Origin of the sequence: Paenibacillus sophorae (assembly GCF_018966525.1) — a bacterium.
In the GTDB taxonomy this organism is placed as follows: domain Bacteria; phylum Bacillota; class Bacilli; order Paenibacillales; family Paenibacillaceae; genus Paenibacillus_AQ; species Paenibacillus_AQ sophorae.
This window is the reverse complement of sequence record NZ_CP076607.1, coordinates 5019454-5033739: the sequence shown is the minus strand read 5'-3', so window position 1 is coordinate 5033739 and position 14286 is coordinate 5019454. Positions and strand designations below refer to the sequence as shown.

Genomic DNA, 14286 nt, shown 5'->3' with positions numbered 1-14286 from the left:
TAGAGGATATGTCCAAATATTAGGATACCTATCGGGAGAGGAGCGGTATGAATGGAGTTCTATCGCAGCACTGTGCCTGCAACGCTGAAGGAGGTAAACGGCACCGATACCGGCCTTACGGCGGAGGAAGCGCAGAGGAGGCTGGAAACGGGCGGGTATAACGAATTGAAAGGAAGAGAAAGGGTTCCGGTCTGGAAGCTTTTTTTGGACAATTTTAAAGACCCGCTAGTTATTGTACTGCTGGTTGCAGCGGGGATTCAGGCAGTTCTCGGTCATGTTGTTGAAACCCTGATTATCTTCTTTGTGCTCCTGCTCAATGCGGTGATCAGCGTGGTTCAGACCCTTAAAGCCGAAAGCTCGCTGGATGCGCTGCGTAAACTGGCGGCGCCGGAAGCGAAAGTCATCCGCAGCGGTGAGACGAGGAGAATTCCGGCGCGAGAATTGGTTAGAGGTGATATTGTGCTGCTGGAGGCCGGCGATTATGTGCCTGCGGACGGACGCATTTTGAAGAGTGAAAGCCTGAAGGTTGAGGAAGGGATGCTGACTGGAGAATCGGAAGCCGTAGAGAAGCATGGGAATGTGATCGATACGGAGGTGCCTTTGGGCGACCGGCGCAATACGGTATACAGCGGATCATTAATCGTATACGGGCGCGGAAGCTTCGTTGTGACCGGGACTGCGGCCGATACTGAGATTGGCAAAATCGCGGGGCTTATCGAGAGCGCGGAGGCGAAGAGCACGCCGCTGCAGCGGAAGCTGGAGAGCTTCGGCAAAAGGCTCGGCGTTGTCATTTTGCTGCTGTGCATTTTGATATTCGGCATACAGGCCCTGCGGGCTTGGGTATCCAGTGACGGTTCGGAAATGAGCAATGCCATTCTCGATGCGCTCATGTTCGCGGTTGCGGTAGCCGTAGCCGCCATACCCGAAGCTCTGTCCTCGATTGTCACCATTGTTCTGTCGGTCGGAACGAGCAAGATGGCCAAGCAGCATGCGATTATCCGGAGGTTGCCTGCGGTGGAATCACTTGGCTCGGCCAGCGTCATCTGCACGGACAAGACAGGCACCCTTACCCAGAATAAAATGACGGTTGTCGACTACTACCTGCCTGGTGCCGGGAAAAAGCTGTTTCAGGACAACTACGAGGAATGGTCAGAAGGGGAAAGAAGACTGCTGCATATCGCGGTCTTATGCAATGACTCTCATATTAATGAAGAGGGAAAAGAACTCGGCGATCCGACTGAGGTGGCGCTGATTGCGTTTAGCCGCAGCAAAAATAAAGACTACATGGAAATTCGCGAAAGATTTCCAAGAGAAGCGGAGATCCCTTTCGATTCGGACCGGAAGCTGATGACAACGGTCCATACCTTCAATGGCCGCAGGACGATTCTTACCAAAGGAGGCCCGGATGTGCTGTTCAGCCGCTGCGACCGGGTGCTGCTGGATGGAGTGGAGTCTACATTTACCGATGAGGTGCGCTCGAAATTCGTACAGGCCAACGAAGACTTTTCCAGCCGGGCGCTTCGTGTGCTCGCCTATGCGTACAAGTCGATTGGCGGCGATTCCGCGGAAGTCAACCTGGAGGATGAGCACCGGCTGGTTCTGGTCGGTCTCACGGCCATGATCGATCCCCCGCGCGAAGAGGTGTACGATTCGATTGCGGAATCGAACAAGGCCGGCATCCGGACCATTATGATTACCGGAGACCACAAGACGACCGCGCAGGCCATTGGACGGGATATCGGCCTCATGTCGGGGGATGAAATTGCCGTCACCGGACAAGAGCTGGATGCGATGTCCGACGAAGAGCTTGACCGCAGGCTGGAATCCATCGGTGTCTATGCCCGTGTCTCGCCCGAGAACAAGATCCGGATTGTAAGGGCGTGGCAGAAGAAAGGGAAGATCACGGCCATGACCGGAGACGGCGTTAACGACGCGCCGGCGCTGAAGCAGGCGGATATCGGCGTGGCGATGGGCAGCGGCACCGATGTCGCGAAGGACTCGGCTGCCATGATATTGACCGATGATAACTTTGTGTCCATTGTAAAGGCGGTCGGCGTCGGCCGGACGGTGTTCGACAATATCAAGAAGGCGATCGCTTATTTGTTCGCCGGCAATCTGGGCGCCATTATTGCGATTCTATTCGCCCTAATCTTTAACTGGATCAATCCGTTTACGGCTATTCAACTGCTGTTCATCAATCTGGTCAATGACTCACTGCCCGCCATCGCACTCGGCATGGAGAAGGCGGAGCCTGACGTCATGAAGCGCAAACCAAGAAATATTAAAGAAGGAATCTTCGCGGGAGGGACCCTTCAGGTCGTTATTACACGCGGCCTGCTAATCGGCGCGGCGGTCATTGCCTCTCAGTACATCGGTATGCAGCATTCACAAGAGATCAGCGTCGCGATGGCCTTCACCACTCTCATTCTGGCCCGCACGCTGCAGACCTTTGCCGCCCGCTCCAACACACAGACGGCGTTCCAGGCCGGATTCTTCAGCAATAAGTACGTTCTCGGCGCGGTCCTGCTGTGCCTTTGCCTGTATGGCTTCACAGTTCTGCCCGGTGTCCGGCAGTTCTTCTCCATACCGGCTCATTTCGGGCTTAAGCAGTGGCTGACCGCCGCCGGACTGGCGCTGGCCGCCGTGATTCTGATGGAAGTCGTAAAATTATTGAGAAATGGTTTATCCGGCGCCAAAACCGCATCTTGATTGGCGAGGGCCAAGCCGGAAACGGAATATAGATTGGCGTCATATTATTATCGGATTTCTTAAAACAGCGCCATGATCCGGCAGTGAAAGCGTGATCCCAGTGTAGCCGGGGCGCCTTCGCTGTTCCGGAGCGGCGGCTGCACGTTACGGATGGCAGGATCAAGCTGTCCGCAAGCGCCGTTGTTCATAAAATCGCCCGTTCTGCCTTGCTCACCGACTTGACAATGTTAATGTCATTTTGGTATTTTTGTAATAGCGGTTAGCACTCATCTGCGTCGAGTGCTAACGAAAAAATCCACAGGGCGGTCAGGAGGGATTGATATGTTAACCGAACGCCAAAGAATGATCTTAAATGCCATTGTGGATGATTATATCCGTTCGGCCGAGCCGGTAGGATCGCGAAGCATATCCAAAAGGGGCGATGTCAAGTACAGTCCTGCGACAATACGCAATGAAATGGCCGACCTGGAAGAGCTTGGGTTCTTGGAACAGCCGCATACGTCGGCAGGGCGGATTCCGTCCCATAAAGGTTACCGCTACTATGTGGACCATCTTGTCCCCTGGAATCCGGCAGGATCAACGGAAACGGAAACCATCCGTGCCTTTTTTGCCGAAAAGCTGAATGCGATGGAGCAATTAATTCAGCATGCGGCCATGATTTTGTCCAATATGACGAATTATACTTCCATCCTTTTGGGACCGGAGGTTTTTCATACTTCACTGCGCCATTTTCAGCTGCTGCCGCTGGATGACAGAACCGCTGTGGCGATCATCGTCACCAGCACCGGACAGGTAGAGAACCGGAAAGTAAGCATTCCGCCGGAGATTTCGGTCTCCGAAATGGAGAAGGTTGTCAATCTGCTGAACAGCAAGCTGGTCAATGTGCCTCTATACAAGCTGAAAAGCAGGCTGTATTCCGAGCTTGGACAGGAAATGCAGCGTCATATCTCCCATTACGAAGAATTAATGCAGATGCTTGACACGGCGCTCGAAAGCGATCCGGAGCAGCGGATTTACCTCAGCGGCGCGACGAACATGCTGACTCAGCCCGAATTCCGCGATGTCGAGAAGGTAAAGGATATCCTCGATCTGCTGGAGGAGACGCCCACCCTGCTCAAAATGCTGGCGCCCGCTGCCGGCGGGACCGGCATACAGGTGCGTATCGGCACCGAGAACAAGCATGAAGCTTTTGCGGACTGCAGCCTAATTACCGCTACGTATTCGATTGATGGTGAAGCGGTGGGGAGCATAGGCATCCTCGGTCCGACCCGGATGGAATATGCGAAAGTATTGGGCATTTTGGGCGTTTTGTCCCGTGATTTGACAGCGATGCTGGGTCACTGGTATAAGTGAGTTTAGTGCATAATGATTGCCGTTAGTATTTTAAGGGGGTGAACATACTTGAAAGAGGAACAGGTTCAAGATTCGGGTGTGAATGAAGATAACACCATTAACGAGCAAAGCGCGGCCGATCAGGCCGAGGCGGTCTCGGATAACGATACAGCAGCGGCCGATGAAGCCGTTCAGGCGGCTTCCGGTGACAGCGATGAAATCAAGCGTCTGCAGGAGCTTGCCGATGATTATCAGGGACGTGTGCTGCGCGTCCAGGCGGACTATGACAATTTCCGCCGCCGGACGCTGAAGGAGAAAGAGGAATTGGCTCAGTACGCCACCTCTAAGCTGGTTACGGAATTGCTGCCGGTACTAGACAATTTCGAGCGCGCACTGGCTACGGCGCCGACCGGCTCGGACAGCGAGGCTTTCGCCAAAGGCGTAAATATGATATTCCGCCAGTTGGACGGGGTATTGAAGTCTGAGGGGCTTACGCCGATGGAAACGGTAGGACAGCCGTTCAATCCGGAATTCCATCAGGCTATTATGCAGGTGGAGAGCGAGGAGTACGAAGAAGGCATTGTTACGGAGGAAGTCCAAAAGGGCTATCTTTTGAAGAACAAGGTGCTTCGTCCCGCCATGGTCAAAGTCAGCATGTAGTCTGCCTATATAGACACATGAATCGCCGGAACTGCTTCCGGCGGCATTGCCGCGTCCAGCCGACGCATAAGGCGAAGAGGCATTAAGGCTGCGGAAGCAGTCCCAATCGTTAAACTTAAGCGAAAGCTTACGAAGCGAGTTTTACTTGAAGCTTGATCTTAGTTGAATCACATTCGTAAAACTTTTAAGGAGGCAAATTACTGTGAGTAAAGTTATCGGTATCGACCTTGGAACCACGAACTCATGCGTGGCCGTAATGGAAGGCGGCGAGGCCGTCGTTATCCCTAACCCGGAAGGCGCGCGCACGACCCCTTCGGTTGTAGGTTTCAAGAAAGACGGGGAGCGCATTGTCGGTGAAACGGCGAAGCGTCAAGCGATCACGAACCCAGACCGCACAATCATCTCGATCAAACGCCATATGGGCACAAACCATAAAGAAACGATCGACGGCAAGGACTATTCGCCGCAAGAAATTTCCGCAATGATTCTGCAAAAGCTGAAATCCGACGCTGAAGCCTATCTTGGCCAAGCGGTTACACAGGCGGTTATTACAGTTCCTGCCTATTTTAACGACAGCCAGCGCCAGGCGACCAAGGATGCGGGCAAAATCGCCGGTCTTGAAGTTCTGCGTATCGTGAACGAGCCTACAGCGGCGGCGCTTGCGTACGGTCTGGAGAAATCCGAAGACCAAACGATCCTCGTCTATGACCTTGGCGGCGGTACGTTCGACGTTTCCATCCTGGAGCTGGGCGACGGCTTCTTCGAAGTAAAAGCAACGAGCGGTGACAACCGTCTCGGCGGCGACGACTTTGACCAAAAAGTCATCGACTACCTCGTAGCCGAGTTCAAAAAAGAGCAAGGCATCGACCTGAGCAAGGACAAAGCTGCTGTTCAACGTTTGAAAGATGCAGCTGAGAAAGCCAAGAAAGAGCTGTCCGGCGTACTGACCACTACGGTCTCCCTGCCGTTCATCACCGTTGTCGACGGCGTGCCGCAGCACTTGGAGGTCAACCTGACCCGCGCCAAATTCGACGAACTGACAGCAGATCTCGTTGAACGCACACTCGGACCGACTCGCCAGGCGCTGAACGACGCAGGCATGACTCCGGCCGATCTGGACAAAATCGTGCTTGTCGGCGGTTCCACACGGATTCCGGCCGTACAAGATGCTATCAAGAAGCTGACCGGCAAAGAGCCGCATAAAGGCGTTAACCCGGATGAAGTCGTTGCCCTTGGCGCCGCTGTTCAAGCGGGCGTGCTGACCGGCGACGTGAAGGACGTGGTTCTGCTGGACGTAACGCCGCTGTCCCTCGGTATTGAAACCGCAGGCGGCGTATTCACAAAGATGATCGATCGCAACACGACGATCCCGACCAGCAAATCGCAAGTCTTCTCGACATTCGCCGACAATCAGCCGAGCGTTGAGATTCATGTCCTGCAAGGCGAACGCCAAATGGCGAGCGGCAACAAAACGCTGGGACGCTTTATGCTGAGTGAAATCCCACCGGCACCTCGCGGCGTTCCGCAAATCGAAGTTACCTTCGACATCGACGCCAACGGTATCGTGAATGTATCCGCAACGGATAAAGGCACGAACAAGAGCCAGAAGATCACGATCACTTCCTCCGGCGGCTTGAGCGAATCCGATATCGAGCAAATGATGAAGGACGCCGAGCTTCATGCCGAAGAGGACCGTATCCGCAAGGAACTGGTGGAAGCGAAGAACAATGCCGACCAGCTCGTTTATTCCACGGATAAGGTCATCAAGGACCTTGGCGACAAAGTAGACGCATCCGAGATTGAAAAAGCGAACCAGGCCAAGGACAAAGTGAAGTCCGCGCTGGAAACCGATAATCTGGAAGAGATCAAGGCGGCTACCGATGCGTTGAACGAAATCGTGCAGCAGTTGTCCGTGAAGCTGTATGAACAAGCGGCGCAAGCTCAGCAAGGCGCTGAAGGCGCGACTGACGCTGGTGAAGGCGCAAAGAGAGATAACGTAGTCGACGCCGATTACGAAGTGGTTGACGACGAGAAGAATCAAGGATAAAGTTAAACGATAGCGTAAGTTAGGGGAAGGTCAAAACCGGGGCATCCCGCGTTTTGGCTTTCCTTTTAATATGTATAAGGGAAATAGGGATACGTTCCTGTACGGAGGTGAAGGCAGTGGCAGATAAGCGCGATTATTATGAGGTGCTCGGCTTAGGCAAGAACGCTTCGGAAGATGAAATTAAAAAAGCGTACCGCAAGCTGGCCCGTCAGTATCATCCGGACGTGAACAAGGCCAGCGACGCCGAGGCCAAATTCAAGGAAGTGAAGGAAGCGTACGATGTACTGAGCGATCCGCAAGGACGGGCGAGATATGACCAATACGGACATATCGATCCTAACCAGGGAATGGGCGGTGGCTTTGGCGGCGGGGATTTCGGCGGCGGTTTGGGCGACATTTTCGACATGTTCTTCGGCGGCGGAGGACGGCGCGATCCGAATGCGCCCCAGCGCGGCAATGACTTGCAGTATACGATGACCATTGAATTCAAGGAAGCCGTGTTCGGCAAAGAGACCGACATCACGATTCCGCGGACGGAAACCTGCGATACCTGCTTCGGTTCCGGAGCGAAGCCCGGCACGAAGCCGCAAACCTGCTCCGTCTGCCATGGCAGCGGGCAGCAGGAGGTTGTACAGAACACGCCGCTTGGCCGGATGGTGAACCGCAGACCGTGTTCGAACTGCGGAGGCACGGGCAAGATTATCAAGGAAAAATGTTCGACATGCGGCGGCGGCGGCCGTGTGAAGAAGCAGCGCAAAATCCATGTCCGGATTCCTGCGGGTGTGGACGACGGCGCGCAGCTGCGCATGAGCGGCGAAGGCGAAGGCGGCCTGCGCGGCGGCCCTGCGGGCGATCTGTATATTGTCATCCGCGTTAAGCCGCATGATTTCTTCGTTCGCGAGGACGACGACATTCTGTGCGAGGTTCCGCTGACGTTCGCTCAGGCGGCGCTCGGAGATGAAATCGAGATTCCGACCCTGACCGAGAAGGTCAAGCTCAAAATCCCGGCCGGCACTCAGACGGGCACGTTCTTCCGCCTCAAAGGCAAAGGCGTTCCCCGGCTTCGCGGGAACGGAATCGGCGACCAGCATGTCCGGGTCATTGTGGTGACGCCAAGCAAACTGAGCGACGAGCAGAAGGATCTTCTTCGCCAGTTCGCTTCCTTCGACGGCGAGAATACGCATGAGCAGGGGCAATCCTTCTTTGACCGCATGAAGCGCGCATTCCGCGGAGATTAGTTCAAGCTGAGTCTGACCTTATTTGGTCCATATTACAAACGGCAGTCCCTCTTTTACCGGAGCGGCTGCCGTTTGTTGTATAATGGAGTACAAGTGCGCGGCGAACGCCGGCAAAATGCAGCAAGGAGCCAAAGAATGAAGACCATAATCGATATTGCCCGGGCTGCGGGTGTGGCTAAGAGCACGGTCTCCCGCTACCTTAACGGTGGATCAGTCAGTGAAGAGACAAGGGAAAAGATTGAGCGTATTATCAAGCAGCATAATTATGTGCCCAATACGTTCGCTCAAAGCCTGAAAGCGAAGAAGACCAGCATTATTGGTACCATCGTTCCCCGGCTCGATTCGTTTGCGGTTTCGCAGACTTTGATGGGAATCGACGAAGAACTCCGGGAACGGCAGTATCAATTGCTTATTTCCAGTGCCAATCAGGATATGAACCGGGAGATTGAAGAGATTTACGCTCTGGCGCGGCAGAAAATTTCCGGCCTGCTGCTGCTGGCGGCGCAAATTACGGAGCAGCATTTGAAAGCGATCCGGGAGTGCAGAATTCCGGTTGTCATGATTGGTCAGCAGCATTCATTGCTTCACAGTGTAGTCCATGACGATTTTCATGCGGGCTATATGATGGGCCGGCATATCCTGAATAAAGGCCACCGCCGCATCGCTTATTTGGGGGTTACCGAACAGGATATCGCAGTGGGAGTAATGCGCAAGGAAGGCTTTAGAAAAGCGCTGGACGAGTATAAAGACTGCGAGGTCCGATATTACGAGTCCAGCTTCAGAATGAATGAGGCGGTAGCCGCCGCAGAACGATTACTGGAGGATTGGATGCCCACGATCATCGTTTGCGCAACCGACAATATCGCGCTGGGCGTGATGAAGGCCGCCTTTTTGAAGCAGATTCCTGTTCCGTCCGGCCTTTCCGTAACCGGGTTCGGGGGGTACGATGTCACCGAAATCATACATCCGGCTTTAACGACTGTAAAATATCATTATAAGCGGGCCGGCAAGCTTGCCGCCGAAAATATCATTTCTCTAGTAAACCGGGAGCCTGTAGAAATGGTAACGGTGTTGAATTGCGAGATTGTCGGTAGAGAAAGCGTTGACAATTTGCAGGGACGCATCATATAATAACTTTGGAACCGGTTCCGAGCCTTTTCGAATTTATCTTTGGAGAGGCATTTTTATTAAACTGGTTGGAACCGGTTCCGAATTTTTTTTATAATAGTTGGAACCGGTTCCGGTCAAGGGGAGCAAATGATGAAAATGAGCAGAACGCAATTATATCGGCGAATCGATCAGGCGGAGAAGGGGGAGTGGGAATCGCTGAAACAGTTGGCGGAGCGTAGTCCCTGGAGGCAGAAGTACCATATCCAACCCGTGGCGGGGCTTCTTAACGACCCTAACGGCTTTGCCTTTTTTGAAGGGGAATATCATCTGTTCTACCAATGGTTTCCGCTGGGAACAGGGCATGGCATGAAGTATTGGTATCATACTTCTTCTTCCGACCTCGTTCACTGGAAGAATCGTGGGATTGGCATCGCTCCTGGCGGACCCTTCGATTCGCACGGAGCCTTTTCGGGAAGCGCCATTGAGAAAGATGGGAAGCTGTACCTGATGTATACAGGCAATACCCGCAGTCCAGACTGGATCAGACATCCCTTTCAGTGTATGGCCGTTATGGAGCCGGATGGGGTTATAAACAAGCTGGAGCAGCCGGTTATCCTTAAAGTTCCCCGCGGCTATACCGATCATTTCAGAGACCCAAAGGTGTGGATGGAAGGCGGAAGCTACTACTGTGTAATCGGCGCGCAGCGCCTCGACAATACGGGGAGTGTGGTGCTGTTTCGCTCGCCGGACCTGAGCCAGTGGCATTTTGAAGGGGAGATCGGCACCAACTTGAAATCATTCGGCTTTATGTGGGAATGCCCGGATTATTTTGAGCTGGATGGAACGGGAATCCTGCTGTTCTCGCCGCAGGGACTGTCCCCGCAGGGCGACCGTTGCCGTAACATCTATCAGTCAGGTTATCTGACTGGAAGGCCTATTAACTTGGCTGACCGGGAATTTCACCACGGCGAGTTCCGTGAGCTGGACAGAGGCTTTGATTTTTACGCTCCGCAGACGACACAGGCTCCTGATGGCAGACGTCTGCTGACGGCCTGGATGGGGCTTCCTGAAATCGATTATCCGACAGATGATCATGGCTGGGCGCATTGCCTGACGCTTCCCCGGGAGTTAAGCCTTAAGAACGGCAGATTGATTCAGCGCCCGGTTCGGGAATTGGTGAAGCTTAGGGGCTGCAAGACCGAAGTAAGCACGGTTGTGAATAACGAATCGCTGTCCATTGTAGAGCTTGCAGGCACCGCGTATGAGATGCTGGTTCATATCCGGGAGACGAAAGCGAACCGCTTCGGCATCGAATTCCGGGCAGGCCGGCATGAGAGAACGGTAATCTATTACGACCGCGCTGAGGGGAAATTGGTGCTGGACCGTTCCCTTTCCGGACAAAGCTTCGCCTTGGAATACGGAACGGAACGAAGATGCCCGCTGCAGCTTCGGGACGGAACGCTGACGCTGCATTTGTTCGTGGACATTTCTTCGGTAGAAGTCTTTGTGAATGACGGGGAGGAAACCTTCACGGCGAGGATTTTTCCTGAACGGGAAAGCACGGGAGTCAACTTCTTCGCAGAAGGCGGCAGGGTGGCGATTGACGCTGTAAAATGGGATACTCAATAATTAGGGGAGGCCAAGATAACTATGTCTGAAAATCAAAAAATCGCCGAGCAGGTTGTAGAGGCTGTTGGAGGAAGAGAAAATATCGTTTCTTTTGCGCACTGCGCTACCCGCCTGCGTATCATGGTACGCGACAAAGAATTGATCGACCAGAAACGTACGGAGAGTATCGATAAGGTAAAAGGAGCTTTTTTCAACTCGGGGCAGTATCAGATTATATTTGGTACGGGCACCGTCAACCGGATCTTTGAGGAAGTGGAAAGGCTTGGTATTGAAAGTACTTCCAAGGAGAATCTCAAGCAGGAGGGGAAAAAAGCGGGTAATTCCCTTCAGCGGGCCATTCGCACGTTCGGGGACGTGTTTGTCCCCATTATTCCCGTCCTGGTGGCGACCGGCCTGTTCATGGGCCTGCGCGGTCTCCTAACTCAGCCGCAGATTCTTTCCCTGTTCGGAGCCGTTCCGGAAGATATCTCGCCGAACTTTCTGCTGTTCACGCAGATTTTGACCGACACGGCCTTTGCCTTCCTGCCCGCTCTTGTTGCTTGGTCAGCGTTCCGGGTATTCGGGGGAAGTCCCGTACTAGGGATCGTTCTTGGACTTATGCTGGTAAACCCGGCGCTGCCTAATGCCTATGCTGTTGCAGGAGGGACCGCCGAGCCTCTTACGTTTCTCGGATTCATTCCTGTCGTTGGTTACCAGGGCTCCGTTCTGCCTGCCTTTTTCATCGGCCTGCTTGGGGCTAAATTAGAGAAACTTTTACGTAAGCGCATTCCGGAAGCGCTTGATTTGATTCTTACGCCTTTCCTTACGCTGCTGATCATGATCACGCTTGGATTATTCGCAATCGGACCTGTGTTTCACTCCCTTGAAACCGTTGTCCTAAATGGAACCACCTATCTGCTTGGACTGCCGTTTGGCATTGCCGGTCTGCTGATCGGTTTCTTTCAACAGATTGTTGTTGTTACAGGCGTGCATCATATCTTTAATTTTCTGGAAATTCAGCTTCTGGAGAAGACGGGCTCCAATCCATTCAACGCCATTATTACATGCGCAATGGCCGCTCAAGGCGCGGCATGTCTCGCGGTTGGGCTGAAGACGAAGAATCTCAAATTGAAGGCTCTAGCGCTGCCATCCTCGCTGTCGGCCTTTCTCGGGATTACCGAGCCTGCTATTTTCGGGGTGAACTTGCGCTACATGAAGCCTTTCATCATGGGGCTTGTCGGCGGCGCAGTAGGTGGATTTCTGGCTTCCCTGGTTCAACTGTCCGCTACGGGTATGGCGATCACCGTTATCCCCGGTACCCTGCTCTATATGAACGGTCAGCTTCCGCTGTATATATTGTGCAATCTTACCGCCATGGCTGTATCCTTCGTTCTCACCTGGATGTTCGGTTACCGTGATGCCGTATCGGAAGGCCCTGAGGAGCTGCCAGTGGCAGAAACAGGCCGTGCCCCCGGAGCGGGTGCGGCGGCTCAAGCCTCCGGGGACACCGCCGGTCAGGCTGCGGAGCCAACAAAGGTTCCGATTTTTGCTAAAGATCGCGCTGCCTTGGCGGATGCTCCCGGAACGCTCTCCCTGCTGTCTCCTATAAGCGGAACGCTGGTGGATCTGGGACAGGTGCCCGACCCGGCCTTTGCCGAGAAACAGATGGGAGACGGTATTGCGATCCAGCCGGATGAAGGGAAGGTGTATGCTCCTTTTGACGCCGTTGTGGCACATGTTATGGAGAAGAGCAAGCATGCGGTGATTCTGGAGCATGTCAGCGGGGTGCAGGTGCTGATTCATGTTGGAATCGACACAGTAGCTTTAAAAGGCGAAGGATTTACACTGAACGTTCACACTGGCGATCAAGTGAAGGCGGGACAGCTGCTGATCGAATTCGACCCGGAAACGATCCGCAGAGCGGGATTGTCCACTGTTACTCCTGTAATTATTCCAAACGGAATTGAAGGCGTGCTTGATTTTAGCATCGCTTCATCCGGAAATGTAACCGCAGCCGCTGACCGGATTATGAAAGTGAACTATGCGGTTGCCAACCATGCCTGAGACGAGAAAAAAGCATGGGGTTGTACTCTTGGAGGATTAATAATGGTCTTCCCTTATAAGGGGATGGAGCGATTGAATGCGCTGTCATTTTTCTGTTGGATCGTGCGCTTCAAGGGATAAATTGACGCTTATCTGCACACTCTAAGCCTGAAATCCGGTGTTGTAGTTATCCGCATTCGAAGAGGAGCGTGCGACGAAATCATGTCTGAAAAAAATATACTCGCCTATTTCAAAAGTCCGGAGGAAGCGGAAAGCGTCTCGCGCAAGCTTCAGTCGCTGCGGGTCGTTGATATGTCTATCGACCGCTTCAGCCGCTACGGTGGAGGCTTCACTTCCCATGCTGACCCGGCCAGCGGCTTAATTTCAAGCCTGGGAACTGCTGCTGCCGGGTATCCCGACGCAGGCGTAATGGCCGCCGCTGATCCGAGTGCGAGCGGTATGAGCCATGGCGGGTCTGGAGGACCGACGGGACGCGATATTCTGCTGACCGTCGTGGTTGATGAGGGCTCTTTTCACCAGGCTCTGTCCATCATTGAGGAAGCTGGAGGCGTGATCTGATTGTCTCTGCCTGGAAATGGTTTCTACTTGAATAGGAAAGGGGATGTTTTGCGGAATGGTCAGAAATTCAAAAGTGCTGTCCAAGAACGAGAAGCTCAAGAAACTGTTCGAAGCCAAGAATGAGGATGTGGAATTTTCTGCGGCGGAAGCGGACAGGGACGACATTAAGGCTCAGGGCCGGGCGCAGGAAGCGGACCGAAGACAGCTTCACGAGATCATAGAGGAAGAAGAATAGGCTGACTTAAACGAACCTCCCAATCTTGGCGAATCCGCCAGATTAGGAGGTTCATTTCAGCCTGCGCCGGCAGCTCCGGAATGGAGCCGCTGGGAAAAACAAGATGCTCTATGAGAAGGGTTCCGCCTCCCGGCGTCGAATTGTGAATGTTTGGGAGGGATACATAAAATGACACTTATTTTAGGCTATCAATTCGAGGAGTATTCAATACCGCTGTCGTTTGCGAACCGCTATTTTATTCTTGAATCGGCCCCGGATGGTCTCAAAGTCAGCGTTCTGCTCGATCTGGAGGAAGCACCGGTGTTTGACATTTTGAAGAATGAACCCGTCGGCAGTCCGCATTCGAATATCGTTAATTCCGTTCCCGGCGTATTTGCGGTTAAAGACAATACCGGCCGGCCTGTCTACCAGCTGCAAATCGGTGCCGAGGCCAGAGCGGCATTAACGCTGGAGGACGGAAGTGAACTTGAAGTTCGCTTTTCCGGGGATAAAATTCAGGCCGGTAAGCTGGAAGCGGACAACACTAAGTTCGGCGGAGGAGTTGGAGTTAAGGTCAGCCCGGGCGGGACAGTCGGGATCGGCAACTATTTGCCGTACCACCTGTTGAAATGGTTTGAATAAGAAATGAGAACATCGTGTTTGGGGGGCGGCCTGGAGCCGGCTCCTTTTTTTATACCGGCCTCCCTAAAAATGAACCTTTTTGCTTCACCGATTGTTATATAGAC

The 14286-nt window shown here is 53.4% G+C and carries 12 protein-coding genes; 11 read left to right on the top strand and 1 reads right to left on the bottom strand.

All coding sequences use genetic code 11. From position 1 onward, the window contains the following. The first annotated feature begins 51 nt into the window (after positions 1-51). Positions 52-2709, top strand: a complete 2658-nt coding sequence (locus tag KP014_RS24430; protein WP_090834357.1) for a cation-translocating P-type ATPase — start codon at positions 52-54, stop codon at positions 2707-2709. A gap of 59 nt (positions 2710-2768) precedes the next feature. Here KP014_RS24430 and KP014_RS29180 read toward each other — a convergent pair whose 3' ends face one another. Further along, positions 2769-2897 carry a hypothetical protein gene (locus KP014_RS29180; protein WP_281426428.1) on the bottom strand — a complete coding sequence of 43 codons (129 nt, stop codon included), beginning with the start codon at positions 2895-2897 and terminating at the stop codon, positions 2769-2771. 133 nt (positions 2898-3030) lie between these two features. Between KP014_RS29180 and hrcA the strand changes: the two genes are divergently transcribed. The 10 genes from hrcA (at position 3031) to KP014_RS24380 (ending at position 14182) form a co-directional block, all read left to right on the top strand. Next, positions 3031-4062 carry a heat-inducible transcriptional repressor HrcA gene (gene hrcA / locus KP014_RS24425; protein WP_036589865.1) on the top strand — a complete coding sequence of 344 codons (1032 nt, stop codon included), beginning with the start codon at positions 3031-3033 and terminating at the stop codon, positions 4060-4062. A 48-nt stretch (positions 4063-4110) separates the two neighbouring features. Then, positions 4111-4701, top strand: a complete 591-nt coding sequence (gene grpE, locus KP014_RS24420) for a nucleotide exchange factor GrpE (protein ID WP_036589867.1) — start codon at positions 4111-4113, stop codon at positions 4699-4701. Between the two features lie 202 nt (positions 4702-4903). Beyond that, complete coding sequence (gene dnaK / locus KP014_RS24415) at positions 4904-6748, top strand: molecular chaperone DnaK (RefSeq protein WP_036589868.1); 1845 nt, start codon at positions 4904-4906, stop codon at positions 6746-6748. A 116-nt stretch (positions 6749-6864) separates the two neighbouring features. Next, entirely contained in the window at positions 6865-7986 is a 1122-nt protein-coding gene (gene dnaJ / locus KP014_RS24410) for a molecular chaperone DnaJ (protein WP_036589869.1), read from the top strand. A gap of 93 nt (positions 7987-8079) precedes the next feature. Next, the gene (locus tag KP014_RS24405; protein ID WP_281426477.1) at positions 8080-9117 is read left to right on the top strand and encodes a LacI family DNA-binding transcriptional regulator; all 1038 of its coding nucleotides are present in this window, start codon (positions 8080-8082) and stop codon (positions 9115-9117) included. 129 nt (positions 9118-9246) lie between these two features. Beyond that, the gene (locus KP014_RS24400; protein ID WP_036589872.1) at positions 9247-10725 is read left to right on the top strand and encodes a glycoside hydrolase family 32 protein; all 1479 of its coding nucleotides are present in this window, start codon (positions 9247-9249) and stop codon (positions 10723-10725) included. Between the two features lie 21 nt (positions 10726-10746). Next, positions 10747-12768 carry a sucrose-specific PTS transporter subunit IIBC gene (locus KP014_RS24395; protein ID WP_090834356.1) on the top strand — a complete coding sequence of 674 codons (2022 nt, stop codon included), beginning with the start codon at positions 10747-10749 and terminating at the stop codon, positions 12766-12768. A gap of 201 nt (positions 12769-12969) precedes the next feature. Further along, positions 12970-13326 carry a hypothetical protein gene (locus KP014_RS24390; RefSeq protein ID WP_036602153.1) on the top strand — a complete coding sequence of 119 codons (357 nt, stop codon included), beginning with the start codon at positions 12970-12972 and terminating at the stop codon, positions 13324-13326. A gap of 55 nt (positions 13327-13381) precedes the next feature. Then, entirely contained in the window at positions 13382-13561 is a 180-nt protein-coding gene (locus KP014_RS24385) for a YfhD family protein (RefSeq protein WP_036602168.1), read from the top strand. 168 nt (positions 13562-13729) lie between these two features. Continuing rightward, the gene (locus KP014_RS24380) at positions 13730-14182 is read left to right on the top strand and encodes a hypothetical protein (RefSeq protein WP_036602155.1); all 453 of its coding nucleotides are present in this window, start codon (positions 13730-13732) and stop codon (positions 14180-14182) included. The last annotated feature ends 104 nt before the right edge of the window (positions 14183-14286 follow it).

What these genes read in the sequence shown, in the direction of transcription:
- KP014_RS24430 (WP_090834357.1), top strand. Translation starts at nt 52, where the DNA reads ATGGAGTTCTATCGCAGCACTGTGCCTGCAACGCTGAAGGAGGTAAAC.
- KP014_RS29180 (WP_281426428.1), bottom strand. Translation starts at nt 2,897, where the DNA reads ATGAACAACGGCGCTTGCGGACAGCTTGATCCTGCCATCCGTAACGTG.
- hrcA (WP_036589865.1), top strand. Translation starts at nt 3,031, where the DNA reads ATGTTAACCGAACGCCAAAGAATGATCTTAAATGCCATTGTGGATGAT.
- KP014_RS24400 (WP_036589872.1), top strand. Translation starts at nt 9,247, where the DNA reads ATGAAAATGAGCAGAACGCAATTATATCGGCGAATCGATCAGGCGGAG.
- KP014_RS24395 (WP_090834356.1), top strand. Translation starts at nt 10,747, where the DNA reads ATGTCTGAAAATCAAAAAATCGCCGAGCAGGTTGTAGAGGCTGTTGGA.
- KP014_RS24390 (WP_036602153.1), top strand. Translation starts at nt 12,970, where the DNA reads ATGTCTGAAAAAAATATACTCGCCTATTTCAAAAGTCCGGAGGAAGCG.
- KP014_RS24385 (WP_036602168.1), top strand. Translation starts at nt 13,382, where the DNA reads ATGGTCAGAAATTCAAAAGTGCTGTCCAAGAACGAGAAGCTCAAGAAA.
- KP014_RS24380 (WP_036602155.1), top strand. Translation starts at nt 13,730, where the DNA reads ATGACACTTATTTTAGGCTATCAATTCGAGGAGTATTCAATACCGCTG.